At 62.4% G+C, this 25,081-nt stretch carries 21 protein-coding genes; 12 read left to right on the top strand and 9 right to left on the bottom strand.

The features are described from left to right. The first annotated feature begins 137 nt into the window (after positions 1–137). Entirely contained in the window at positions 138–1,247 is a 1,110-nt protein-coding gene (gene leuB, locus BLW50_RS22315; protein ID WP_090706753.1) for a 3-isopropylmalate dehydrogenase, read from the top strand. A 261-nt stretch (positions 1,248–1,508) separates the two neighbouring features. On the opposite strand, the gene BLW50_RS22310 is transcribed toward leuB, so the two are convergent. Next, positions 1,509–2,666 (bottom strand): cobalamin-independent methionine synthase II family protein, encoded by a 1,158-nt coding sequence (locus BLW50_RS22310; RefSeq protein WP_139267707.1) that lies wholly within the window; start codon positions 2,664–2,666, stop codon positions 1,509–1,511. 162 nt (positions 2,667–2,828) lie between these two features. After that, positions 2,829–3,863 (bottom strand): aspartate-semialdehyde dehydrogenase, encoded by a 1,035-nt coding sequence (locus BLW50_RS22305; protein ID WP_090706748.1) that lies wholly within the window; start codon positions 3,861–3,863, stop codon positions 2,829–2,831. A 548-nt stretch (positions 3,864–4,411) separates the two neighbouring features. Here BLW50_RS22305 and BLW50_RS22300 point away from each other — a divergent pair. Beyond that, entirely contained in the window at positions 4,412–5,266 is an 855-nt protein-coding gene (locus BLW50_RS22300; protein ID WP_139267706.1) for a hypothetical protein, read from the top strand. 83 nt (positions 5,267–5,349) lie between these two features. Beyond that, a complete protein-coding gene (locus BLW50_RS22295; RefSeq protein ID WP_139267705.1) occupies positions 5,350–5,628 on the top strand; it encodes a hypothetical protein in 279 nt (92 codons plus the stop codon). Positions 5,629–5,741: 113 nt separating this feature from the next. Here the strand turns inward: BLW50_RS22295 and BLW50_RS22290 are convergent, their stop codons facing one another. Continuing rightward, positions 5,742–8,057, bottom strand: coding sequence for a xanthine dehydrogenase family protein molybdopterin-binding subunit (locus BLW50_RS22290; RefSeq protein ID WP_090706739.1), 2,316 nt, complete (start codon positions 8,055–8,057; stop codon positions 5,742–5,744). A gap of 172 nt (positions 8,058–8,229) precedes the next feature. Between BLW50_RS22290 and BLW50_RS22285 the strand changes: the two genes are divergently transcribed. Next, positions 8,230–9,012 (top strand): SDR family NAD(P)-dependent oxidoreductase, encoded by a 783-nt coding sequence (locus tag BLW50_RS22285; protein ID WP_090706737.1) that lies wholly within the window; start codon positions 8,230–8,232, stop codon positions 9,010–9,012. A gap of 97 nt (positions 9,013–9,109) precedes the next feature. After that, positions 9,110–9,847, top strand: a complete 738-nt coding sequence (locus tag BLW50_RS22280) for a glutamine amidotransferase-related protein (RefSeq protein ID WP_090706734.1) — start codon at positions 9,110–9,112, stop codon at positions 9,845–9,847. A gap of 31 nt (positions 9,848–9,878) precedes the next feature. Here BLW50_RS22280 and BLW50_RS22275 read toward each other — a convergent pair whose 3' ends face one another. From BLW50_RS22275 to epmA, 4 genes are all read right to left on the bottom strand, one after another. After that, positions 9,879–10,406 (bottom strand): CAP domain-containing protein, encoded by a 528-nt coding sequence (locus tag BLW50_RS22275; RefSeq protein WP_244544354.1) that lies wholly within the window; start codon positions 10,404–10,406, stop codon positions 9,879–9,881. After that, entirely contained in the window at positions 10,407–12,779 is a 2,373-nt protein-coding gene (locus BLW50_RS22270; protein WP_090706729.1) for a DUF3772 domain-containing protein, read from the bottom strand. A gap of 66 nt (positions 12,780–12,845) precedes the next feature. Continuing rightward, positions 12,846–13,997 carry a lysine-2,3-aminomutase-like protein gene (locus tag BLW50_RS22265; RefSeq protein ID WP_244544353.1) on the bottom strand — a complete coding sequence of 384 codons (1,152 nt, stop codon included), beginning with the start codon at positions 13,995–13,997 and terminating at the stop codon, positions 12,846–12,848. Between the two features lie 87 nt (positions 13,998–14,084). Next, positions 14,085–15,128, bottom strand: a complete 1,044-nt coding sequence (epmA, locus tag BLW50_RS22260) for an EF-P lysine aminoacylase EpmA (RefSeq protein ID WP_090706727.1) — start codon at positions 15,126–15,128, stop codon at positions 14,085–14,087. Positions 15,129–15,358: 230 nt separating this feature from the next. Here epmA and efp point away from each other — a divergent pair, with 230 nt between their 5' ends. Further along, a complete protein-coding gene (gene efp / locus BLW50_RS22255; protein ID WP_090706724.1) occupies positions 15,359–15,928 on the top strand; it encodes an elongation factor P in 570 nt (189 codons plus the stop codon). A 12-nt stretch (positions 15,929–15,940) separates the two neighbouring features. Further along, on the top strand, positions 15,941–16,828 hold the full coding sequence (locus tag BLW50_RS22250; RefSeq protein WP_090706721.1) for an alpha/beta fold hydrolase: 888 nt from the start codon (positions 15,941–15,943) through the stop codon (positions 16,826–16,828). Positions 16,829–16,914: 86 nt separating this feature from the next. Here the strand turns inward: BLW50_RS22250 and maiA are convergent, their stop codons facing one another. Together maiA and BLW50_RS22240 are read right to left on the bottom strand one after the other, a co-directional pair. Next, complete coding sequence (maiA, locus tag BLW50_RS22245; RefSeq protein WP_090706718.1) at positions 16,915–17,559, bottom strand: maleylacetoacetate isomerase; 645 nt, start codon at positions 17,557–17,559, stop codon at positions 16,915–16,917. 3 nt (positions 17,560–17,562) lie between these two features. After that, positions 17,563–18,594, bottom strand: a complete 1,032-nt coding sequence (locus BLW50_RS22240) for an ABC transporter substrate-binding protein (protein ID WP_090706714.1) — start codon at positions 18,592–18,594, stop codon at positions 17,563–17,565. 242 nt (positions 18,595–18,836) lie between these two features. Between BLW50_RS22240 and BLW50_RS22235 the strand changes: the two genes are divergently transcribed. From BLW50_RS22235 to bcsA, 5 genes are all read left to right on the top strand, one after another. Further along, positions 18,837–19,949, top strand: a complete 1,113-nt coding sequence (locus tag BLW50_RS22235) for an amidohydrolase family protein (RefSeq protein WP_090706712.1) — start codon at positions 18,837–18,839, stop codon at positions 19,947–19,949. Further along, positions 19,946–21,070, top strand: a complete 1,125-nt coding sequence (locus tag BLW50_RS22230) for an amidohydrolase family protein (protein ID WP_090706708.1) — start codon at positions 19,946–19,948, stop codon at positions 21,068–21,070. The genes BLW50_RS22235 and BLW50_RS22230 overlap by 4 nt, the downstream gene beginning before the upstream one ends. Before the next feature lie 2 nt (positions 21,071–21,072). After that, positions 21,073–21,486 (top strand): Rieske (2Fe-2S) protein, encoded by a 414-nt coding sequence (locus tag BLW50_RS22225; protein WP_090706705.1) that lies wholly within the window; start codon positions 21,073–21,075, stop codon positions 21,484–21,486. 254 nt (positions 21,487–21,740) lie between these two features. Then, entirely contained in the window at positions 21,741–22,490 is a 750-nt protein-coding gene (gene bcsS / locus BLW50_RS22220) for a cellulose biosynthesis protein BcsS (RefSeq protein ID WP_090706703.1), read from the top strand. A 287-nt stretch (positions 22,491–22,777) separates the two neighbouring features. After that, complete coding sequence (gene bcsA, locus BLW50_RS22215; RefSeq protein ID WP_090706700.1) at positions 22,778–25,063, top strand: UDP-forming cellulose synthase catalytic subunit; 2,286 nt, start codon at positions 22,778–22,780, stop codon at positions 25,061–25,063. The last annotated feature ends 18 nt before the right edge of the window (positions 25,064–25,081 follow it).

Raw genomic sequence — 25,081 nt, 5'->3', positions numbered from 1 at the left:
CCTCCACTTCGCTCAAAAAAGCTTTAAGTGGCGGCTTTTTGCATATCAGCCCCGCCCGTGAAGCGGGTCGCTTGCCATTCCAGCGGCAGGCCGGTAGCAAAGCCGCGCAATTCAACCGTTCAGACCGAGGACCCCTCATGGCCACCTACAATCTGTTTCTCCTGCCCGGCGACGGCATCGGCCCGGAAGTGATGGCGGAAGTGGAGAAAGTGGCCCGCTTCCTCGACGAAAGCGGCGTCGCCAGCTTCAATATGGAACGCGGCCTGGTCGGCGGCTCGGCCTATGACGCCCACGGCCAGTCGATCAGCGAAGAGCATATGGCCATGGCCCATGCGGCCGACGCCGTGATCTTCGGCGCGGTCGGCGGCCCGAAGTGGGACGCGGTGCCCTATGACGTGCGTCCGGAAGCGGGCCTCCTCCGCCTGCGCAAGGACCTCGGCCTTTATGCCAACCTGCGCCCGGCGGTCTGCTATCCGGCGCTCGCCGATGCCTCCTCACTGAAGCGCGAGATCGTCGAGGACCTCGACATCATGATCGTGCGCGAATTGACCGGCGGCGTCTATTTCGGCGAACCCAAGCAGATCATCGACCTCGGCAACGGCCAGAAGCGCGGCATCGACACACAGGTCTATGACACCTACGAAATCGAGCGCATCTCCCGCGTCGCCTTCGAACTGGCGCGCAAGCGCCGCAACAAGGTGACCTCGACCGAGAAGCGCAATGTGATGAAGTCCGGCGTGTTGTGGAACGAAGTCGTCACCGCCCTGCACAAGCGCGATTACGCCGACGTCACCCTCGAACACCAGCTCGCTGATTCCCTCGGCATGCAGCTGGTGCGCTGGCCCAAGCAGTTCGACGTCATCGTCTCCGACAATCTGTTCGGCGACATGCTGTCCGACATCGCCGCCATGCTGACCGGCTCGCTCGGCATGCTGCCGTCGGCTTCGCTGGGCGACATCGATCCGAAAACGAAGAAGCGCAAGGCGCTCTATGAGCCGGTGCACGGCTCGGCGCCCGACATCGCCGGCAAGGGCCTCGCCAATCCGATCGCCATGATTGCGTCGCTGGCCATGTGCCTGCGCTATTCCTTCGGCCTCGGCGACGCGGCCGACAAGATCGAGAAGGCCATCGCCGACGTGCTCGAAGCCGGCCTGCGCACCGCCGACATCAAGGGCAATGCGCCGTCCCATGTCTCGACCACAGAAATGGGCGACGCCATCGTCGCGCAGCTGAAGAAGTCGGCGTAAGCTTCTCCATCAAGACCACCGCAATGCCCGGCTCCGCCGGGCATTGTTGTTTGGGGTCAGACCGACACGGCCATCACCACACCGAAGCCTGGGTGTCATACCGGACACGCGAAGCGTGATCCGGTATCCAGGGGCAACCGCCTCAATATTGGCGGCGGCTTTGATCCGATGCGTGCGTTTCGTTCGCCTCGACCTCACGCCCCTGGTTTTCGGATCGCGCTTGCAGCGCGTCCGGGATGAAACCAAGGTCGCGGATAGAGCTCACCCAAACAAATGCTTCGACGCCAGCTTCGCGCCTTCAACCAGGCTCTGCAGCTTCGCGGTGACGATGCTCGGGATCACCTCCGGCACAGCGCGCGGCGACGAAGCGAAGCCGCAATCGGTCGAAGCGATGACATGCTCCTTGCCCACGATATCGGCGAACCGGACGATACGCTGCGCCACCAGCTCGGGATGTTCGACCAGCACGCTGGCATGGGTGACGAAGCCGGGCAGCAACGCCTTGCCTTCCGGCAACTTCACGCCTTTCCAGATCCCCGCTTCATGTTCATGGCGCGGATTGCCGTATTCGAATGAATAATGATCGGCGTTGATCGACAGAATGATGTCGGTGAGATGCTTCATCTCGAGATCATGGGTGCGCGGGCCGATATTGATGCCGTAGCAGGTGTGATGGCGGATGCGGTCGGAAGGAATATTGCGCACCGATTCATTCATCGCCTCGACCCGGCGACGCGCCCACGCCTGCGCCTCCTTAACCGTCATCTGAGGATTGAGCATGTAATGCATGGCAAGGCGCGGATCGTCGAGCTGCACCGAGAAACCGGCGGCGACAATGGCCTCATATTCAACGCGCATCGCTTCGATGATCGCTGCGAGATAGGCCTCTTCGTTATTATAGTGACGATCGACCACCGCGCCTTCGACGGTTGCGACCGAGGCGGCGGGAATGAAAACATCGACCGGATTACGGCCGGCGACCGCCGCCCGCAGATTGTCGAGATCGATCTTCAACAGATCGGTGCCCGCATAGGTCATCGGCCCGACGCACTCAAAACCCGCCGGCTGCGTGCCGGAATGGCCGGCGGTGTAGAAATCGGGAAAGGCGTCGATTTCCTTCGTATGGCTGCGCCCTTGCGGCGAGCCGGTGCGGCGCTGGATGCCACCAAGTCTTTGATGCACATAGGCGTAGAAACTCGGCTTCGACTGCTCGCCGTCGCTGATGATGTCGATCCCGGTCTCGAGTTGAGAGGCGACGCAATCGGCCACCGCATGGCTGACCGCGGCGGCATATTTTCCCGCATCAACCGTGCGCCCATCCATTTGCGCCGCCATGAATTCGCTGAGGGCTTCGGGGCGCGGGAGGCTGCCCACATGGGTCGTGAGAATGCGGCGTTTACGTTCTGTAGCAATCGACATGAGCGTTTCCTGTTCTTCTTGATGAAGATTCGCACACACGATGTCGCCAAATGCGCCGCCGCGCAAGATGCGTTAGCTTCGCAGCGCAACTGACAAAAAAGCCCCCGCCGCGGACGGCAGGGGCTCGATCGTTCAAACTGCAGACGTCAGGCGGTCAATATCTCAGGCAGCCTTGGCACGCGGCTGGATCAGCTTCTGCCCGATCAGCGCTTCGGCGATCTGCACCGCATTGAGCGCCGCGCCCTTGCGCAGATTGTCGGAGACGCACCAGAAGGCGAGGCCGTTCTCCACGGTCGCGTCCTCGCGGATGCGCGAAATGTAGGTGGCATCTTCGCCGGCCGCTTCGTGCGGGGTGATGTAACCACCCGGCTCGTGCTTATCGATGACCAGACAGCCCGGCGCATCACGCAGGATGTCGCGCGCTTCGTCGGCGGTGATCGGCCGTTCGAATTCGACATTCACCGATTCCGAATGCGAGATAAACACCGGCACGCGCACGCAGGTGGCGACGAGCTTGATCTTCGGATCGAGGATCTTCTTGGTCTCCGCCATCATCTTCCACTCTTCCTTGGTGTAGCCGTCCTCCATGAAGACGTCGATCTGCGGAATGAGATTGAAGGCGATGCGCTTGGGGAACTTCTTGGTCTCGACCTGATCGGAGACGAAGACGGCGCGGGTCTGGGCGAACAGTTCGTCCATCCCTTCCTTGCCGGCGCCCGACACCGATTGATAGGTCGACACCACCACGCGCGTGATCTTCGCCACGTCATGCAGCGGCTTCAGCGCCACGACGAGCTGAGCGGTCGAGCAGTTCGGATTGGCGATGATGTTGCGCTTGGTGAAACCCGACAACGCGTGGAGGTTCACTTCCGGCACGATCAGCGGCACGTCGGAATCGTAACGCCAGGCCGAGGAGTTATCGATGACGACGCAGCCCAGGGCGCCGATCTTCGGCGACCATTCCTTGGACACGGTGCCGCCAGCCGACATCAGGCAGATATCGGTGTCGGAGAAATCATAAGTGTCGAGATGGCGGCACTTCAGCGTGCGATCGCCATAGGACACCTCGGTGCCGATCGAGCGGCTGGAGGCCAGAGGAATGACCTCATCGGCGGGAAAATGGCGCTCGGCGAGAATGTTGAGCATCTCCCGGCCTACGTTGCCGGTTGCGCCTGCGATTGCGACCTTGAAACCCATCTGCGTGGACCCTGAGTAGGAAATCTGTCTCCCCGGGGATGAAGACCCGGCTTTTGCGGGCTTCGCCTCTTCTCCCGCCAGGGGAGAGGCCCGGAAGCGAGGACGTGCGTCAGTCAACCGTGCCGCGTTTAGCGGCCGGGTTCGTCGTCGGTTTCGTGAAAGAAGCGATGACCATGATCTGAACGTGTCCCGGCACACATGCCGTGTCCCTCAAAAACACGCGATCTGGAACAATGTCAATGATCCCGCGACCGCCAAAGGCGGGAGCAGACCGCCAAAGGCGGGAGCCGGCCACCAATTGCGGGCGCCGGTTGCAGCGCACCGCCAGCCGGCCCACGAACCGGCTCCGAGCTTAACCAGACGTTCACTCTCCGACCAATTGGCCGCCGGCTGGTAACCCGGTCGTTAAGAGCTTTGCTCAAAATACGTACATTCCGGGCTTGGTGGGCCCGACGATCGGCGAACTGCCGAGTATTGAGAGTAAGCGGACCATGAGTTTCATCGTCTTCGGCGCGCCAGACGGCCCCGGAAAGACTGCGGAAATCGCTGTGCGCGTCCGCCTGTTTTGGCGCAGAACCATCCGTTCCTTCGGGCTTTACCTTGGTCTTGGAATTGGGCTGATCGCCAGCATTTTCATCGCTGTAGCGCTGTTTCCGGCCCCGCCGGCCCCAGCGCCCGCGCCCGAACCGCTGCCCCAGAGCCCCTGGACCGTCCTCGAACGTCCATTTCAGATGTACGGGCTGAATGCCGCGGAATTTGGCCGCGAACCCACTTCTTTCGAGGCCAAGCGCCACCGCGAGGGGCGCGGACGCATCGATATTTTAACCTGGGGCCGCCTCGACGACGACGCCCACCCCTATCTGCGCCTCGCCGTCCACCGGGTTGGCCGCGAGGCGATCGCGGATAGCTCCTTCTTCATCCATATGGTGCGCGAAGCCGCCAGTTTTGGCGCCGCCATCACCCGCGGCAATGTCGCCGACCCGATGACGACCCGCTTCGGCCTGTTCGAGGCGGCCGATGTCATGCTCGAATCCGGGAGTGCTCAATCCAATTGCCTCGGGTTCCGCTTCAGTTCGGCTGAACGCCTCGTCCGCATGACCGGCTTTGCCTGCGGCACGGGGGACACACCCGTCGATCGCCAGACGCTCGCCTGCACGCTCGACGGGATCCAGCTGATCTCCGCCGGGGAAGATCACGACCTCGCCCGCTTTTTCACCAACGCGGAAACTCGTCGTGATCCGCACTGCACGCCGCGGCGCAACCACACTCAGATGGATGCCCCGGCCGATGCCCAAAGCAACGTCCAACCCAACGTCCAACCCAACGTGCTTGCAAACTGGATCGACCAAAACGCCATGGCCGTTCCGCTGCGCGGCGTGGCGGCAAAACCGCGCCGCCGATAAATCTTAAACATTACCGCGAAAAGCCCTGGGCAGGCGGCGCGCCGATGACTACCTATAAGAACCAACACCAACCGGGGGATGCAATGCGTATCGTGGCTATGGTTTCTCTGGCGCTCGGCGCCTTGGCAATGGCCGGCCTCACCGTCACGTCCGCCGATGCCCAAACACGCAAAAAGCGCGAAGTCGTCATCAAGGGCCAAAAGGCCCGCAGCTTCCTCGACAGCGGCCGCGTCGTGCCCGTCGGCAGCCTGAGCAATTACGTTGCCATCGGCACCACCTTCAACAAAATGCCCTACGACGCCCAGCGCGGCCGTTACGGCGGTGAGACCTTGCCGCGCCTGTGGGACCTGCCGGGCCGCTGAGCTGATTTTAGGGACGTCGTGTGCATCCGGACGCAGCAGGCGATCCGGGAACCAAGAAGATATCGCAGAACTCCTCTGCGCGAAAAGCCGGCCGGCAACGGCCGGCTTTTGCTTTAGACCGGCTGCAGTCCGTGAATGAGCCGCCAGAGCCGCGGTGGCGTCGCCGGCATGGGCACGTCGCGCACGCCCAGATGGCGCAGCGCATCGACAAGCGCATTGGCCACCGCCGGCAGCGCGCCGACACAACCTGCCTCCCCGGCGCCCTTCACCCCCAGCGGATTGGTCTTGGTCGGCACCGGATTGCTCTTCACCTCGAAGGCGCACAGATTGTCCGCGTGCGGCATGGCATAGTCCATGAAGGAAGCGGTCAGCACCTCACCGCTTTCGGTGTAGACCATATCCTCCATCAGCATCTGGCCGACGCCCATGGCGATGCCGCCATGGATCTGCCCCTTGAGCAGCAACGGGTTCATCACCACGCCGACATCGTCGACCACATTGTAATTGACCAGTTCGACCGTGCCGGTCTCCTCGTCGATTTCCAACTCGACGACGTGACAGCCATTCGGATAATTCGGTTGTCGTGCGTTGTAGACCGCCGTGGCGTTGAGGCCGGGCTCGATATCGTCTGGCAGGTTCGAGGGTTTCGAGGCCGCCAGGACCACCTCCTTCATCGTCATGCTGCGATTGGTCTTGCGGCTTGAGAACACGCCCTCGTTGAACTCGATGTCATCGACCTTCAACACGTGCGCGGCGATCTTCACCGCCTTGGCGATGATCTTCTCGCTCGCCATCACCATGGCGCCACCGCCAAGCGCCGATGTGCGCGAACCGCCGGTGCCCTCGCCATAGAAGATCACATCGGTGTCGCCCTGTTCGTAATGCACCTCGGCTGGATCGATGCCGAGCCTATCGCAGACGAGCTGTTTGAACACCGTTTCATGGCCCTGCCCCTGGGTCACCGAACCCGACAAAATGGTCATGCTGCCGGAACGGTCGAAGCGGATTTCCGCCCCTTCGATCCCCGGCGCGCCCGCCTTCTCAATTGAATTCGACAGACCGATGCCGCGCAGCTTGCCGCGCTTGCGCGCCTCGGCCCGGCGCGCCGCGAAGCCTTTCCAGTCCGCCATTTTCAGGCACAGATCCATGTTCTTTTCGAACGCGCCGCTGTCGTAGATGAATGACAAGCCGGTCTGGAACGGAAAGGCATCTTCCGGAATCAAATTCTTGCGGCGCAACTCCACCTTGTCGAAGCCCAACTCATCGGCGGCGATGTCGATGATGCGCTCGATGATATAGGCGGCTTCCGGCCGGCCATTGCCACGATAAGGCCGCATCCAATGGGTGTGGGTGAGCACGCCGGTCGTATCGACATGGATCGCCGGCGTCGTGTAGACGCCAGCCAGAGTGCCGATGTTGCTGAACAGCGCCGTTTCCGATCCCGTCTGCAGATAGGCGCCAAGATTGACCAACGTGTTGACGCGCAGAGCCAGAAACTTGCCTGATTTGTCCAGCGCCAGTTCCGCCGTCGTCAGATTGTCGCGCGCCGCCGCGTCCGACAGAAAAGCCTCGTTGCGGGTCGAGGTCCATTTCACCGGCCGATGCAATTTCTTCGACGCCAGCAGCGCCAGCGCCACTTCGTTGAAGACACCAGACTTCATGCCAAAGCTGCCGCCGATGTCGCCGGCAACGACACGGATCTTGCTTTCAGGAACGCGCAACGATTGCGATAGCCGCTCGCGATAATCGAGCGCCCGCTGCAACGTCGTATAAACCGTGTAGCGATCGGCGGCGGGATCGTAATGGGCGACGCAGGCGCGCGGCTCCATCGTCGCGGCCATCACGCGGTTGATGTAAAACGTGTGCTTCACCACATGATCGGCCTTGGCGATGGCGGCATCGGTCGCCGCCTTGTCGCCTTCCAAATGGGTGAAGCTGACATTGCCGGGATTGTCCGCATGCACGGCCGGCGCACCGGGCTTGATCGCCGCCTCGGCCGTCAACACCGACGGCAGCACCTCATAATCGACATCGACCAGCTCAAGCGCATCCATCGCCTGCCAACGCGTCTCGGCGACGACGAAGGCAACGAAATCGCCGACCCAGCGCACATAGTCCTTGGGAAAGCCCGGCAGCGGCGGCGCATACATCGGCGAGCCATCGCGCTTGGTCTTGCCTTGCGGGCGCGGCAGGTCGCCATAGCCCGATGCGGCCCAATCCTGATGGGTGAGCACGGCCAGCACGCCCGGCGCGGCCAGAGCGCGGCTCGTATCGATCTTCAAGATTTTCGCATGGGCATGGCGGGCGCGCAGCACGACGCCATGGACGAGCCCTTCCATCGACACATCGTCGGTGTAGCGTCCACCGCCCTGGATCAAACGCGGATCCTCGAAACGCGGCACCGGCTGTCCAAGCGCATAGTCTCCCATGGGATTCCTCCAGGCTCCAGTTTCTTGACGTCTCTTTTCCGGCTTCTCGATGGCGCCGATCATAAGCACTCTATACGATAGCCCCGGCTCGGCATCAGACGCGACATTTCCTTCAGCAACCAAATCCTTCAGCAAGCAACCCGATTTGAACATCGCGAAAGCGGGATGAACTATGAATCATGTCACCATCGTCACCGGAGCGTCGAGCGGCATCGGCGCCGATCTTGCCCGCATTTTCGCCGGCAACAGCCATCGCCTTCTGCTGACCGGGCGCAATGTGGCGGCGCTCGAGGCGCTGGCCAGCGAGATCGAGGCTGTACCAGGCGCGACCAAGCCGATCGTCCTGGCGATTGACCTGACGGCGGCAGGCGCGGCCCAACAGGTGGTCGACACCCTGCGCCAGCACGACACCACCGCGTCCATCCTGGTCAACAATGCCGGCTATGGCCTTGCCGGCCGCTTCGCCGAACTCGAGGGCGCGAGCCAGCTCAACATGGCCGATCTCAACATGCGGGTGCTGACCGAGCTCACCCATCTGCTGCTGCCCGACCTGATCGCGGCGCGCGGCCGCATCCTCAATGTCGCCTCGACCGCCGCCTATTTTCCCGGGCCCGGCATGGCGGTCTATTACGCCACCAAGGCCTATGTGCTGTCGCTCAGCGAAGCCCTACACCAGGAGCTGAAACAGGACGGGGTCGGCGTCACCGTGCTCTGCCCCGGCACCACCGCCACAGCCTTCTTCGACCGCGCCGGCGTCAACCCCAAACTGATCCAGGCGCTGCGGCCGATGTCGCCGATGCAGGTGGCGCAAGCGGGCTATCGAGGCCTCATGGCCGGCCGCCGCGTGGTGGTGCCAGGCCTGCACAATCGCCTGCTGGCCTTCGTGTCAGGTGTCATTCCTCACTTTCTGTTCATGTCTGTTCTGCAACATTTGCAAGCAGGCCGTAGAAAATAGATTCGCTGCCGGGTTCTCGCCACGATGGCTGTCTATTCGATCCGCGGCACAGTGTTTGCTTGATTCTGGATTCAACAGCCACGAGAACTGCAAGGCCATGTATCTGCCCGTCTCTGATTCCCCTTCCGGCACGATTCTCGTCATCCTGCATCAGGAAACGTCATCGGCTGCCCGCGTCGGCCGGATCTTGCGGAGCCAGGGCTATCTCCTCGACGAGCGCCGTCCGAGCTGCGGCGATCCGCTGCCGACCACCCTGGCGGGCTATGCCGGCGCGGTGATTTTCGGCGGTCCGATGAGCGCCAACGACGATTACGACTACATCCGCCAGGAAACCGATTTCGTCGGCATCGCCTTGAAGGAAGAAAAGCCTCTACTCGGCATCTGCCTCGGTGCCCAGCTGATCGCCCGGCATCTGGGCGAGCGGGTCGGCCCGCACCCGCAGGGCCGCGCCGAGATCGGTTATTATCCGATCGACCCGACACCCGAGGGTGATCGGCTGTGCCCGACGCCCTGCCCCCGCACGGTCTATCAGTGGCATCGCGAGGGCTTCGACCTGCCCAAGGGCGCCCAGCTTTTGGCGCGCGGCGGCACCGATTTCCCGACCCAGGCCTTCGCCTATGGCAGCGCCGTGGCCCTGCAATTCCATCCCGAGGTCAGCTATTCGACCATCTGCAGTTGGACGACCCGGGCTGGTGAACGGATGATGTGCGCCGGCGCGCAAACGCCTGACCGGCATTTCGACGGCTGGTTCCTCTACGACCAGACCATCGCGCAGTGGACCCGCACCTTCCTCGCCGCCTGGGCGACGAGGCAGCCGATGTCCTTGCCGGCCTAGCTAGGCCGGCCTTCACGACACAGGCCTGAAATCAGTTGGCCAGCACCAGCGCCCAATAGACCTTGTATTTGGAATCCGGCGCATAGGCCGTGGCGATGCCCATGCGGGTCGCCGAACGGTTCAGCATATTGGCATTGTGCGAGGTCGACTGGCGCCAGCCGGAGAAAGCCTCCGCCAGCGTGTGATAGCCGGCCGAGACATTCTCGACCGCCACCCCGGCGGTGACGCCTTCGGAGGCCAGCCGCGCCTTGAGCTTCTGCGCCGTGTCGGGCGAGGCGGCGCCCGCCTTCACCATCTCCTGCGCCCGCTGCTGGGCCGCCCGCTGCAAGGCCGGATCGACCGTCAACACCGGCAGGCCATTGTTGGTGCGGTAGATCGAAATCATATCGCGTGCCGCGGCCGGATCGATGGCCGCGCCAGGCTCGGCCAGGGAGCGATAGAACGTCGGCGTCGAGGGCGGCGCGGGTTTTTCGGCACAGCCAGCGACGGCAAGACCGAGCGCGGCGAGGAAGGGGATGCAATAAGCCATACGGCCGGTGTGATCAGGCAGAGTTAACATTCAGTTACTAACCTTGACGACGATAGGCGCGGGCGCCGGCGCATTCATTTCGATCTTCGCATCACGCAGGCAACGCAGAATCTTGAAATTGAGATCGCTGCGCACTTTCGCCGATTTCTCCACATCGCTGACGAAGCAGACGAGTTCGAAGCGCAGCACATTTTCCATGGAGGCGAACACCACGCTCGGCTGTGGCGTCGCCAGCACCATCTCTTGCCCTTTGACGCAGCCCAGCAGGACTTCGCGCACGTGATCGGGATCGGCGGCCATGGTGACGACCACAGGAATCTTGATGCGCCCCACCCGGTCGCTGCGCACCCAGTTTTTCACCACGCCGGAGACCATGTTGGAATTGGGCACGATCATCGTCGCGCGATCGAACGTCTCGATCTCGGTCGAGCGCACATTGATGCGCCGAACATATCCCTGCTCGTCGCCGACGACGATCCAGTCGCCCACCCGCACGGCCCGCTCCCACAGCAGGATGAGGCCCGAGACGAAATTATTGACGATCGACTGCAGGCCGAAACCGATACCGATGGAGAGCGCGCCGGCGACGATGGCCAGTTTGTCCAAGCCGATGCCGACATGGGCGAGGGCCACACCCAACGACAGCAGCATGCCGACATAGCCGACGCTGGTGCGGATGGAGGCGCGCAGGCCCAGATCAAGATGGGTATGGGGCAGCAAGCTGCCCTCAAGCCAGTTCTGCACCGCCCGCGTGATCAAAAAGCCGACGATGAACAGCAGTAGGGCCGAAAACACCGTCGCCAGCGAAATGGTGAGATCGCCGACCTGGAAGCCGAAGAAGGCAGCGCGCACGCTGCCCAGCATGTCGTCGGACTCAATGCCCCATGGCGCCAGGATCAACAGGGCAACAACAACCCAGAGAATAACACTGGCGAGGCCGCGCAGGACGACAGAGAGCTGCAGCAGCCCGTCGCCCTTCAGCCCGATGCTGTTCATGATCGCCCGTCCCACAGCCGCCTGCGGCTGGAACGCACTGGCCAACCCGTCTTCGGCGACGATGTACAGAAGATAGGCGGCGGCACCGACAAACGTGACCCAGATCAACTGATCGACGAAGAACGTCGCCAGCGCGATATAGCCGATCAGCGAGGCGCCCAGAATAATGGCGATGACGGCCCAGGCGCAGGTGCGCCAGATCGCATACCAGTCGCGCGTCGGCACGATCGGTGGCCCGAAACAATCGTCCGCCGGATCGGGCGGCGGCGCCACACCATAAAGCGCCCGGACCATCAGCACGCCGACGATCACCGCGACGACGGCGCGCAACAGCACCGACACACGCACATTGGCGGCGACCAGATCGTTGAAGGCTTCAATGACTTTCAAGCCCGAAACGATGACGGCGACAGCGATGGCGAGCCGCGCCAGCCGCTCGACGGTCTCATCCGTCAGATCGAGCAGACGCCAATCGGAATTGCTCGGCGCCAGCAGGCCGCGCACGATGCCGGCGGTGATCGCGATACGGCGCACGGCTTCGAAAATCACCTGCGCCACTGGCTCGGTGCGTGGTGTAACGATGTTGAAAGCGCGCGCCACTTCGATCAGTAAGATCGTCGCCACGATCGGCACGACAGCGGTCACCACCGCTACCCAAATCGCCGCCAGGGCTTTGGCCAGACGCGATGGCTCTTGAATCGTCGGCGTGCGCGACAGTATGCGGTTCGCCAACATTTTGGCGATGGCATAGCCAAGCGCGATCGCGGCCACCAAGCCCGCCATGATCCAGCCATTGGAGCCGCGCAACTGCGCTGCCGCGTTATCGAGCCATTCGCCAATCACGAAACGAGCGGCCTGCGCGTCGCGCGGCAGTTCGCTCACCGCCGAAATCCAGAGTCTCGGATTGAGAATGCTCGACGACAATTGGAAGAGCGCCTGACGGAACGTGGCGCGCCGGCGATTGACGATGGAATTGCCGACCTGCTCGGTCTGCACCAGCAAGAGACGTCCGCGCTTCACCTGGGCATCGATGTCGTTGAAACGCTTCTGCTGGTCATCCCGCTCGGTCGTCACACCTTGCGCTTCAGGCGTGGCGCCGGCCGCAGGCTTGGGGCCAAGCTGATCGAGACGCGTCTTGATTTCGTCGAGGCGCGGCGTCAGCTCACTCAGCGCATCCTGGATCGATTGCGTCACCGGATCGAGATCGTTGCGCAATCCCAGCAGCGCCGCGTCTGAAAGATCCTGATTGGCGAGCGATTTTTCGACCTGGGACAGGCTGGCGCGCGCCGCATCAATCTTCGCGCCGACGGTGGCCGCGGTGGTCTGCGCCAACGCAGAACCGACCAGAACGCCAGCAGTGATGAAGAGGCACACCGCAACAATCAGCGGCCGCAACCTATTGAGCAAGTGTCGTCTCCCCGGCGAATCAGCCGCGCCAGTCTAGCGAAGACCGGCCAACCTCGCGCGACGCTTTCAAGCCGGGGAATGTGGTTTTGACGAGGCGTCCCGAGAATTGTCGCCCAAGCTGTCGCCATAAGCATGGCGGCGCTCACGCCAATCCTCGACGACAACGGTTCCATCTTGGGTTCCATCTGGGGTTCCATCCGGCAACGCGCCCAGATAACTCGGGCCGATCGGCGATTTGCCGTGGCCGCCCGGAATATCAAGCACATATTCAGGCACGCAGAGCCCGGAAACATGACCACGCAGGGCGCGCATCAGCGCTTGGCCCGTGGCGATCTCAACACGCAGATGCGACGTGCCGGGGGCAAGATCGGGATGGTGCAGATAATAAGGCTTGATGCGGTTTTCGACGAATGCCCGCATCAAAGCGGCCAGAGTCTCGGCCGTATCGTTGACCCCGCGCAGCAGCACGCTCTGGCTGAGCAGTGGGATGCCGGCATCGACCAGGCGGGCGCAGGCGCCCCGCGCCGCTACGGAGAGTTCGCGCGGATGATTGGCATGCACCGCCACATAGACCGTCTTGCCGCTCGCCTGCAGCGCGGCGATGAGGGCCGCATCGATGCGAGCCGGATCGGCGACCGGCACGCGTGTGTGAATGCGGATGATTTTGACATGGGCGATCGCGCCAAGGCGCTCCATGACCTCGCGCAGTCGGCGCGGCGACAGAAACAGGGGATCGCCGCCAGTGAGGATCACTTCCCAAATGGCCGGCGTCGTCTCGATATAGCCCAGCGCCGCCGCCAGAGCCTGTGGCGACAGAATATTGCTGCCGCCATCGCCAACGCTTTCGCGCCTAAAACAAAAGCGGCAATAGACCGGGCAGGCGTGCAGCAATTTCAGCAGCACCCGGTCGGGATAACGATGCACGATGCCCTCGACCGGCGCGTGGGCCTCATCGCCGATCGGATCGCTCAGCTCCTGCGGCAAGCGCTCCAGCTCGCGCGCATCGGGCACGAACTGGCGGGCGATCGGATCATCCGGGTCGCTCGGGTCGATCAGCGCGGCAATGGCCGGCGTGATGGCGATCGAATAGGCGGCATTGACCCGCGCGACGGCCTCCCGCTGCTCCGCTCCGATCAGATGGGCATCAACGAGATCGTCGGCGCTGCGCAGGGTGCGGGTGACGGCAAGACCAAATGTATCGTCCATTCTGTCGTCCATGTCTGTCGTCCGCGGGCCGCTTGTGTAGAAGAGCCGGATGAAAGGCGCAAACGATGCCATTTTCGGGACCGGCGAGAGCTGGCTCGCTCAGGGAACCGGCGACCAGATGACCTGGTCGATCCGCTGCGCCCCCGCCGCCAGCATCACCAACCGCTCGAACCCCAGCGCGATGCCGCTTGAAGCCGGCATGATCGCCAGCGCCGCCAGAAAATCCTCGTCCAGCGGATAGCTCTCGCCATAGATCCGCTGCCGCTCGGCCATTTCGGCTTCGAAACGACGGCGCTGTTCGGCGGCATCGGTCAGTTCGCCGAAGGCATTGGCCAGCTCGACGCCGCAGGCATAAAGCTCGAACCGCTCGGCCACCCGCCCATCATGGGCGCAGGGGCGTGCCAGCGCCGCCTCGGCCAGGGGATATTCATCAAGCACAGTCAGACGGCCAAGCCCTAGATTTGGCTCGATTTTCTCGGAAATCACCTTGCTGAACACGTCCGACCAGGTGTCATCTGGCGTGATGCGCAGGCCCAGATCAGCGGCAGCGGCCGCCAGCCCATCGCGGTCGCCCAACAGGGCGAGAAGATCGATGCCGGCATGGCGAAGGAAAGCCTCCTGCACCGTCAGCCGTTCGAACGGCGCAAAGGGATCGGCGGTCTGGCCGCGCCAGGCAAGAACCTTGGTGCCCGCCGCCCGGGCAGCGGCGGCGACCAGGCCCTGGCAATCGGCGATCAGCTGGCTGTAGGGAGCCTGAGCCCGGTACCATTCCAACATCGTGAATTCGGGATGGTGGAGGGGGCCGCGCTCGCGATTGCGAAACACCCGCGACAGGGCAAAAATCCGCTCTTCACCGGCCGCCAGCAGCTTTTTACAGACGAATTCCGGCGATGAATGCAGGTACAGCGCCCGTCTCTCCCCGTCCGGATCGACGATTTCGGTGGCAAAACCGCTAATATGGGCCTCGTTTCCGGGCGAAACCTGCAAAATCCCCGGCTCGGCCTCGCAAAATCCCCCGTCCGCGAACCAGGCCCGGCAGGCGGCGGCGATGCGCTGGCGGGCCAGCAGGAAGGGCCGGCGATCGGCATGGACATGGGGGCTCCACCAGGGCGAGGGACTGGCGGTCTGTCGTTTATTGGTCATCGACCCTGTCAATACGGCAATAGCGTTTCTGCGTTTGATAGAAGCATCAAACGCTAAGAAGACGCGTCAAAACAAGAGATTCTAGGCGAAATCGCGATTCGGCCGAAACGCGATTTGCTCTAGCGATTCGCGTCACAATCAGTATTGTGCGCCGGATTTCACTGGGCAGAAGACCCTTCATCTGCCCGGTCATAGGCCGGTTCGGCCCGCACCATCAAGGAAAGAGCCTCGTGAGAGTCATCGCCAGTTCCATTCGTAAAGGCAATATCCTCGAGCGCGAGGACGGAAATTTGTATGTCGTGTTGTCGGCCGAGAGCTTTCACCCCGGCAAGGGCACGCCGACGACCCAGATCGACATGCGCCGCCTCTCCGATGGCGTGAAGACGACGGACCGCTACAAGACCACCGAGCAGGTCGAGCGCGCCCATGTCGAGGATCAGGATTTCGACTTCCTCTACAGTGACGGCGACGGCTATCACTTCATGAACAACGCGTCGTTCGAACAGATCGCCGTGCCGGAAGAGACGATCGGCGCCAGCGCCGTCTATCTTCAAGAAGGCATGAAGGTCATGCTCAGCTTGTTCAACGGCCTCGCCGTCGGCGTGCAGCTGCCACAGCGCGTCACGTTCGAAGTGGTCGAGACCGAGCCCGCGATGAAGGGCCAGACCGCGTCGTCGTCCTACAAGCCGGCGAAGCTCTCCAATGGCGCCCGCGTGATGGTGCCGCCGCACATCGCGACCGGCACGCGCATCGTCATCCAGACGGAAGACGGTGCCTATGTCGAGCGCGCCAAGGACTAAAGCGCTCACATCGTGTCAGCCGCCGAACATCTGACGATCGCCTGCGATGGCGCCAGCATTCTGGCGCGGCGCTATCGCAAGGATGGCGCACCGCGCCTCATGCTGTCGCACGGCAACGGCTTCGGCATCGACGGCTATCGCAAGTTCTGGGAAAAGCTCGGCGACGATTATGAAATCGTCGTCTACGATCTGCGCAATCACGGTCGCAATCCACTGTTCGACGTGGAGAGCCACACGATCGCCAACATGGCCGCCGACCACGGCCGCGTGCTCGACGCGGTCAACGCGGCCTTCGGCAAGCGCCCAACCGCAGGTCTGTTCCACTCGGTCTCATCGATCGCCGCGATCATGGCGGTGCACCTGCATGGCACGCCATGGGATGCGCTGGTGCTTTACGATCCGCCGCTGATCGCGCCGGAAGGCAACCCGCTGCGCGACAACGGCCAGGGCGTCGACAGCCTCTTCGCCGATAATGCCCGCAAGCGTCAGCATCGTTTCGACCGCGTCGAGGAGCTTGCCGAAATCTACGGCGCTCGCCTCGCCCGCGGCTGGGTCGATGGCGCCGCCTTCGACATGGCGGAAGGCACGACACGGCCCGCGGCCTCGGGCGGTTTCGAACTGTCCTGCCCCGGCGAATATGAAGCGCGCATCTATCTCAACAATGCGCACACCGAATCCTGGGCGGCGCTGGCTTCCCTGCCGCGCGCCACGACCATGATCCTTGGCGCCGACCCGAACGTGCCGCGCCCGCTCGCCCCAGCCAAAGTCGGCCCTGTGGCTGCCGCCCATCACGGCATCCATCACGTGGTCGTGCCTGGCACCAATCACATGTTGCAGGTGGAAAAGCCGGACGAGTGCGTGCGCGAGACGAAAGCGTTTCTCCGCCAGGTGGGGCTGTAAGGCCCGCACTCTATCACACGCCTCTGGCTCTCTCGGATCACTTGCTGCGCAAGTGTCCGGGATGACACCAAGGTGCGTGAGAACCCCTAACTCTGCTTGTCCGGCCTTGCCGCCACGAAAGCCGGCAGCGCCTCGCAGGCTTCAGCAATGCGCACCACTGTCGGATAAGGCGACAGATCGCGACTGCTGAGCCGCGCATTGGCGACCTGCGGCACCAGGCAGGCATCGGCCATCGTCGGCGTATCGCCGTGACAGAACCGACCCGTCTCCTTGTCGCTGGCGAGCCGCGCTTCGAGCGCGTCGAAACCCGCCTTGCTCCACCGCTCCATCCATGTCGTCACGGCATTGGGATCGTCGGGGAACAGATCGCGGATGTGATTGCGTACCCGCATATTGTTGATCGGATGAATGTCGCAAGCGATCATCTGCGACAGAGCGCGCACGCGGGCGCGGCTGCGCGCATCGCGCGGCATCACCGGTTGCTCCGGATGCATGTCGTCGAGATACTCGATGATCGCCATCGACTGGTTGATGACCGCCCCATCGGGACAGACCAGCGCCGGCACCAGACCCTGCGGATTGACGGCGCGATAGTCGTCCTTGTTCTGGTCGCCACCAGCCAGATCGAGAAAGATCTCGCGATAGGCGAGACCTTTCAGTTTCATCACGATGCGGACGCGGTAAGCCGCCGAAGATCTGACCGCGCCATGGACGATGTAGGTATCGGTCATGGCCTACTTATAAATCTCCACCGCCGCTTTCAGCATCGGCTCACGCTCGGTGTAGTCGATCTCGCCCATCAGCTTCACGTCCGCATAGCGCTTCGCATCCGGATCGGTGAGCTTTTCCGCCACGCCCTTCACCACCGTGCCCATCCAGGCATTGGCGTAGCGAACCTGCGAATCAAGATCGAGGAAATGGTTGATGAAGACCCGCGAGGCATTGGGATGCGGCGCACCCTTCAGGATGGCGCCGCGAATGCCGGTAAACGGACAACCATCGGTCGGCAGCAGCACTTTCACCGGCAGCCCCTTCAGCTCCGAGGCGAAGGCGATGATCTGATGGATGAAGATGGCGTTCTCGCCGCGCGCGATGCGCCGCGAATTGACCTGCAGATCGCGGTTGAAGACGAGATCCTGCGTGTTCAGCTTCTTGTGAAACTCGGGACCGTATTTCTTGATCGTCACGCCGAACATGGTCTGGCCGGAACCGACCGCGCGCATGTCGTCGGCGAGCAGCTTGCCCTTGTATTTCGGATCAAGCAGATCGGTCCAATTCTTCGGCTCGTCTTCCGGCTTGATCAGATTCGTGTTCGACAGCATGCACACGACTTGGCTCCAGGCCGGAACCGAATATTTGTCGGCTGGATAGTCGGCGCGCAGATTCTTCGCATTGGGGATATCGCCGATGTCGGCGATGAAATCGTTCTCGATCTGCTGCTGGGCGATCGACGCCTTGCCGTGGAACTCGACGTCGGCGACATAGCGCTTCGACGTCTGCTCGACACGGATACGCTCGGTCAATTCGCTGGCGCGGGCATCATATTCCTGCACCTTGATGCCATATTTGCTCTCGAAGGCGCGCACCACGTCCTTCCAATGCGCCGCGCCAAGCTGCGCATGATAGACGACGATCGAACCTTCTTTCTTCGCCGCCGCGACCACCGCATCCCAGTTCTCTTGCGCCATCGCCGGCGCCGCGACGAGCAGCGCGACAAGGCTGGCGGCAAGACCTGTGGCATGTATGCGGTTCAATCTGGCGGTCATTGGTATCCCTCCCACTCTTATGGATCAGTTGGGCCGCGTCACATGAGCAGCGGCCAATAATGGCCAACAGTGGCCTCGTCCGGCGCGACATTAACATTGCCAGGCAGCCTGTCTAGCGCACTGGCCTCGCAAAACCTGTTGCTGTAAGATCGGATCAACCAAATCGTCAGCGTCAAGCTGCCGCCAACTCATGCCACATCTACGCCATGAGTTGAAACGCCCCAAGGAAACAGAAATTGGAAATGCAGAATTCCATTTTCGGCCATCCAGCGATCGATTGCGATGTGCATATCGCCGTGCCGAACACTGCCGCGCTGATGCCGTACCTCGATGCCTATTGGTATGATGCCTTCCGCTCGCGTGGCATCGAGAAGACGAGCTTCACCCTGACGGGCGATCCACCGAACACACCGCTGGCGGCACGGCCGGATTGGCGGCCGAAAGCCGGCAAGCCTGGCAGCGATCTCGATCTGTTGCGCGCCGGTGCGCTCGACGGTTTCGGCTCGAGCCTCGCCATTGCCAATTGCCTGTTCGGCGGCATGGCGCTGCACAGCGAAGATCTCGCCGCCGTCATGTGCAAGGCGGTGAACGACTGGGTGGTCGAGAACTGGCTCGACAAGGAGCCGCGCTTGCGCGCCTCCATCCTGGTGCCGCAGCAAGCGCCCGAACTCGCCGTCGCGGAAATCGAACGCCGCGCCCACGACAAGCGCTTCGTCCAGATCACCCTGCTCGCCATGGGCAATGAATTGTTGGGCCGGCGCAGTCTCTGGCCGATCTATGAAGCAGCGGTGCGCCACGGCCTGCCGATCGGCGTCCATGCCGGCGGTCTCTATCATCATCCGACACTGAACGGCTGGGGCTCGTTTTTCCTCGAGGATTATGTCGCCAATGCCTTCGCGTTCGAGAACCAGGTCGTCAGCCTGGTCTGCGAAGGCGCCTTCGCCAAATTCCCCGAGTTGAAAGTCGTGCTGATCGAATCCGGCGTCACCTGGCTGCCGGCCGGCATATGGCGCCTGAACAAGACCTGGCGCGGCGTGCGCCCGGAAATTCCCTGGGTGAAGAACGTGCCGGGCGAACTGGTGCGCCAGCACATTCGTCTGACCCTGCAGCCTTTCGACGAACCCGAAGGCAGCGCCCGGTTGGAGCGCTTCGTCGAACAGATGCAGTCCGACCAACTGCTGCTGTTCTCGACCGACTTCCCGCATTGGCATTTCGACGACAAGGACGCTCTGCCGATCAGCCCGTCCTCGCCGCTGGCGCCGAAGATTCTCTACCAGAACGCTCTCGACACTTACACGCGCCTCGCTGGCACCCAGACGGCGACCGCTTTCGCGCCGAAGGAGATTTCTCCATGAGCACCACCGGCAGCATCACCGCCGAACGGCAGCCGCAAGTTGCCCGTCCGCAGCGCCAGAAACTCAGCGTCGTCGACTGCGACATCCATCCTGGCTTCTCGACGCCCGAGGAAATCCATCCGTTCCTGCCGGAACGCTGGCGCGAGCATGTGAAGACCTTCGGCGGCAACTACCGCCAGGCCTTCGCCGACACCCTGTCGCATCCGCGCATGTCGCCGGAAGTGTCGCGCGCCGATTCCTGGCCGCCGAAAGGCCCGCCCGGCTCCGATCTCGACTTCATGCGCGCCCAGCATCTCGACGCCAATGGCGTCGCCTATGGCATGCTGATGCCGCTCAATCGCGGCCCCGGCAATCAGCGTAATCTCGGTTATGGCGCGGCCCTCGCGACCGCCGTCAACGACTGGCAGATCGCCAAATGGGTGACGCCGGAGCCGCGCCTGCGCGCCTCCATCGTCGTCACCCAGGAAGATCCGGAAGCCGCCATCGCCGAAATCGAGAAGCGCGCCGGCGACGAACGTTTCGCCCAGATCATGCTGCCGCCGCGCTCGCTCGAGCCGCTCGGCCGCAAACGCTACTGGCCGATCTACGAGGCGGCGGTTGCCGCCAACCGGCCACTCGCGCTTCATGTCGGCGGCATAAACGGCTATCCCGCCACCGCCAGCGGCTACCCCTCCTATTATATCGAGGAACAGCACACCAACGTGCAGGGCATGCAGCAACTCGTCACCAGCCTGGTGCTGGAAGGCGTGTTCGAGCGCTTCCCGACCCTGCGCGTCGTGCTGGTCGAAGGCGGCGTTGCCTGGATGCCGGCGCTGAAATGGCGGCTCGACAAGCATTACAAGCGCCTGAAAGCCGAGGTGCCGCATCTCAAGCGCCTGCCGTCCGAATATATCCATGACCACATCTGGTTGACGACGCAGCCGCTCGACGAGCCCGACAAGGACAGCGACCTCGCCGAGACCTTCGAATTCGTCGGCTGCGACCGCATCATGTTCTCGACCGACTATCCCCATTGGGATTTCGACGATCCACGCTTCGTCCTGAGCAAGCTCGCCCTCAGCGCGGAGAAACAACAGGCTATTTTGGCGGGCAATGCCAAAGCCCTCTACGGATTGAAGTGAAGATGGATAGGCACGTTGTTGCAAAAGTCGCCGATGTCCCCCCCGGCGACCGCAAATTGGTGACGGTGAAGGGGCGCCCCATCGCTGTGTTCAATCTGCAAGGTGAATTTTTCGCCATCGGCGATAAATGCCCCCACGAGGCTGGTTCGCTCTGCGCCGGCCGCCTCGTCGGCTTGGCCGAAGCGGATCTGCCCGGCGACTATCGCCTGACGCGGGCCGGCGAATTCATCAAATGCCCTTGGCATGGCTGGGAATTCGACATCCGCACCGGCCAGTCCTGGTGCGACCCGCAAGGCACGCGGGTGCGCGCTTACGACGCCAAGGTCGAGCACGGCACCGACCTGAGCAAAGGCCCCTATGTCGCCGAGACCTTCAAGGTGACGGTCGAGGACGATTACGTCGTCATCAACCTGTAGGGTTTCGCGTTTTCTTCGAGCGAACCGTAAGGCTTCACGGCCATCGCACTTCGCTCGAAAATGCTCTGGTGTCCTAAAGCGGGATTAATCGAAACAGCCGATCTTCATCTCTTGTTAGAGATAACAAATTCTAACGGCTTTCGATTAACTCCCGCGTAAATCCCTCCCCCGATACTCGGCTGGAATACCGAGCGTTTCGCCGCCGACATTCGGCGCGCGCAACCATCAACGGTCGAGTACGGGTTATCGGCGTCATGGGTTGTCGAGTTCTCTTTCTTTCCGCGGTCATCGCCGCCGGCGCCACGGCCGCGCAGGCCCAGGATTGGTATACGGGCGCGCCGCGCACGCCGCAGAACGACACGCGCCCCAGCGTCGCCATCGACTTATCGTTGACCGGAACGTCCCAGGACACGGCCCATGGCACGATCATCGGCACGATCGCACCGTTCAGCAAATTGGAGGAGAGCGGCGTCCGCCTCCGCGCCAGCGGTCTCCTCGGCTCCTTTGCTTATATATCGACGACACCGGGCGTCGGCCGCGTCAGGGGCGATCAGGCCAGCGGCTCATTATTGGTCGGTTATGAATGGGTGACGCGTAACGCCAGCTTCGCCGGCTATATCGGCGGCGAAGTGGCCAATAACACGCTCGATAAGGTCGACATCCAGAACAAATCGGCCGGCATGGCCGGCGGTATGAAGGTCTCGGCCGATTTCTACGCCAACCCAACCGACTACACGATGGTCTCGGGTGTATTTTCGTTCTCCACCGCGCATAAGGCCTATTATGCCCGCCTGAAGGCCGGCATCGCCATCATCGACCGCATCTTTGTCGGTCCCGAGGTTCTCTTCCTCGGCGATAATTTCTACAGCCAGTGGCGCGCTGGCGCCCATATCACCGGCATCCAGTTCGGCTCACTGCAGTTTGGACTGTCAGGCGGCTATGTCAGCGACCGCGTGCGCGGCACCGGCTTTTACGGCATTCTCGACGCCCGCATCACCTTCTAGGGCATTTTCGAGCGCAGCGCGGTTGCGGCTCGCGTGAAGAAACTACGGCCAAACAGCAAGAAAACAGAAACCTGGACCCGGTCAGAGGCAATTTCTGGCCGGCCTTTAACCGACTCTTAGCTCACGTGTTTCTCAATTGGTTACGCCCATAGGCGCGCTTTGCCATGGTCGGGGCAACACACCGTTAACGACAAGTATCGCCCGAAATTCGAAGAGAGTCAGGATGTTAAGTCCTTCGTTACATCTTCCGTTTTAGGGTTAATGCGTCGCGCTGGAGTTCGAGTCAGATGCTTGCTGTGTTGCGTACCGCCGCCTGGTTGACGTCTGGCCTGGCCGCGTTCCTGTTTCTGACCCAGCCGGTCAGCACCGGCACGCAACTGACTCTCGGCTGTTTTGTCATCGTTGCCATGATCGCCGTTTGGAAATTCGGCCACGGCAAACTGGCCCGCCAGATGTTCCTCGCGCTCGGCACCTTCGTGGTCATGCGCTACCTCTACTGGCGCTTCACCAGCACGCTGCCGCCTGCAACCGACATGCTCGGCTTTTCCCTCGGCGTCTTCCTGCTGATGGCCGAGATGTATTGCGTGATGATCCTGTTCATCAGCTTGATCATCAACGCCGACCCGCTGCAACGGGCGCCGCTGCCGCGCGACGAAGATGAGGCCCTGCCGACGGTCGACGTCTTCATCCCGTCCTACAACGAGGACGAATATATTCTCGCCACCACCATGGCCGCCGCCATGTCGATGGATTATCCGCGCGAGAAGCTGACGGTCTGGCTGCTCGACGACGGCGGCACCGATCAGAAGTGCAACGATACGAACCCCGGCAAGGCCGAAGCCGCCCGCCAGCGCCGCGTCGACTTGCAGGCGCTGTGCGCGCAGATGGGCACGAAATATCTGACGCGCGCCCGCAACGAACATGCGAAGGCCGGCAATCTCAACAATGGCCTGAAAGCCTCGCGCGGCGAAGTCGTCGTCGTGTTCGACGCCGATCACGCGCCCTTCCGCGCCTTTCTCCGCGAGACCGTCGGCTATTTCGCCCGCGACCCGAAACTGTTTCTGGTGCAGACGCCGCACGTCTTTCTCAATCCCGATCCGATCGAGAAGAACCTGCAAACCTTCGATCGCATGCCGTCCGAAAACGAGATGTTCTATTCGGTGACGCAGCGCGGCCTCGACAAATGGAACGGTTCGTTCTTCTGCGGCTCCGCCGCCCTGCTGCGCCGCACGGCGCTTGAATCCGTTGGCGGCTTCTCCGGCGTCACCATTACCGAGGATTGCGAGACGGCGCTCGACCTGCATTCCTCCGGCTGGACCAGCGTCTTCGTCGACAAGCCGCTGATCGCTGGCCTGCAGCCGGAAACCTTCGTGTCCTTCATCGGCCAGCGTTCACGCTGGGCGCAGGGCATGTTCCAGATTTTGATTCTGAAGAACCCGCTGTTCAAGCGCGGCCTGCATGCCATCCAGCGCCTCGCCTATCTCTCCAGCATGTCGTTCTGGTTCTTCCCGCTGCCACGCTTGACCTTCATGCTGGCGCCGCTCTCCTACATTTTCTTCGACGTGAAGATTTTTGTCTCCAACGTCGACGAGGCCTTCGCCTATACATCGACCTATATCGTCGTGAACCTGATGCTGCAGAACTACCTCTACGGCAGTGTGCGCTGGCCCTGGGTGTCCGAGCTTTACGAATATGTCCAGGGCGTCTTCCTCTCCAAAGCACTGTTCTCGGTGGCGCTCAGCCCGCGCAAGCCGACGTTCAACGTGACGGCGAAGGGTCTGTCGCTGGACAACGACCATCTCTCCGAACTGGCGTGGCCGTTCTTTGCCCTCTACGGCCTGCTGCTCGCCGGCGCCGCGATGGCTGGCTGGCGCTATATGTTTGAACCCGGCGTCAGCGATCTGATGCTCGTGGTCGGCGCGTGGAATGCCTTCAATCTGATGATCGCCGGCGTTGCCTTGGGCGCGGTCGCCGAACGCAAGCAGATTGACCGCCATCCCCGCCTCCTCATCGACCGCCGCGGCGAGGTTGAGGTCGAAGGTAAGAAATATCCGGTCAAGATCATCAATGTCTCCGCCGGTGGCTGCGCCATCACCTTCGAGGATGCAGCACCCACCTTGGCGGACGAAGGCGCTGTCGGTCGGCTGAGCATCACCCCCATGGGCGAGATCATCACCACCGAGACCTTGCCGGTCTTGATGAAACCCGGCCGCTCAGTGAAGGGCGTCGTCGTGCACGGTCTCGCCTTCGCCGATCTGACGCCGCGCGAATACTATGTCCTCGCCGACTTGATGTATGCCGATTCCGAGGCCGTGCCACGCTTCCTCGCCACGCGCCGCGCCCACAAGAGCATCGTCGCCGGCACGCTCCAATTCGTCTGGTGGGGCATCACCGAACCGTTCCGCGCGGTCTCTTATCTGCGCAAGGACATCGGCGACCGGAAGAGCGTCGATAAGGCAGATGCTGCGCCCGAAATGTCCGTCGAGATGCTGAAGAAACTCGTCGAAATGGCAAAGGCGGGGACGCCGTCCGCCGAAACCGCCGGCAAGAAAATCGAAACCAAGGCCGCGTGAAACAGGATCAAAGGACCA

This window comes from Beijerinckia sp. 28-YEA-48 (assembly GCF_900104955.1).
In the GTDB taxonomy this organism is placed as follows: Bacteria; Pseudomonadota; Alphaproteobacteria; order Rhizobiales; family Beijerinckiaceae; genus Terripilifer.
Note: the sequence above shows the minus strand (reverse complement) of the source record. Positions and strands in the feature narration are given on the sequence as shown.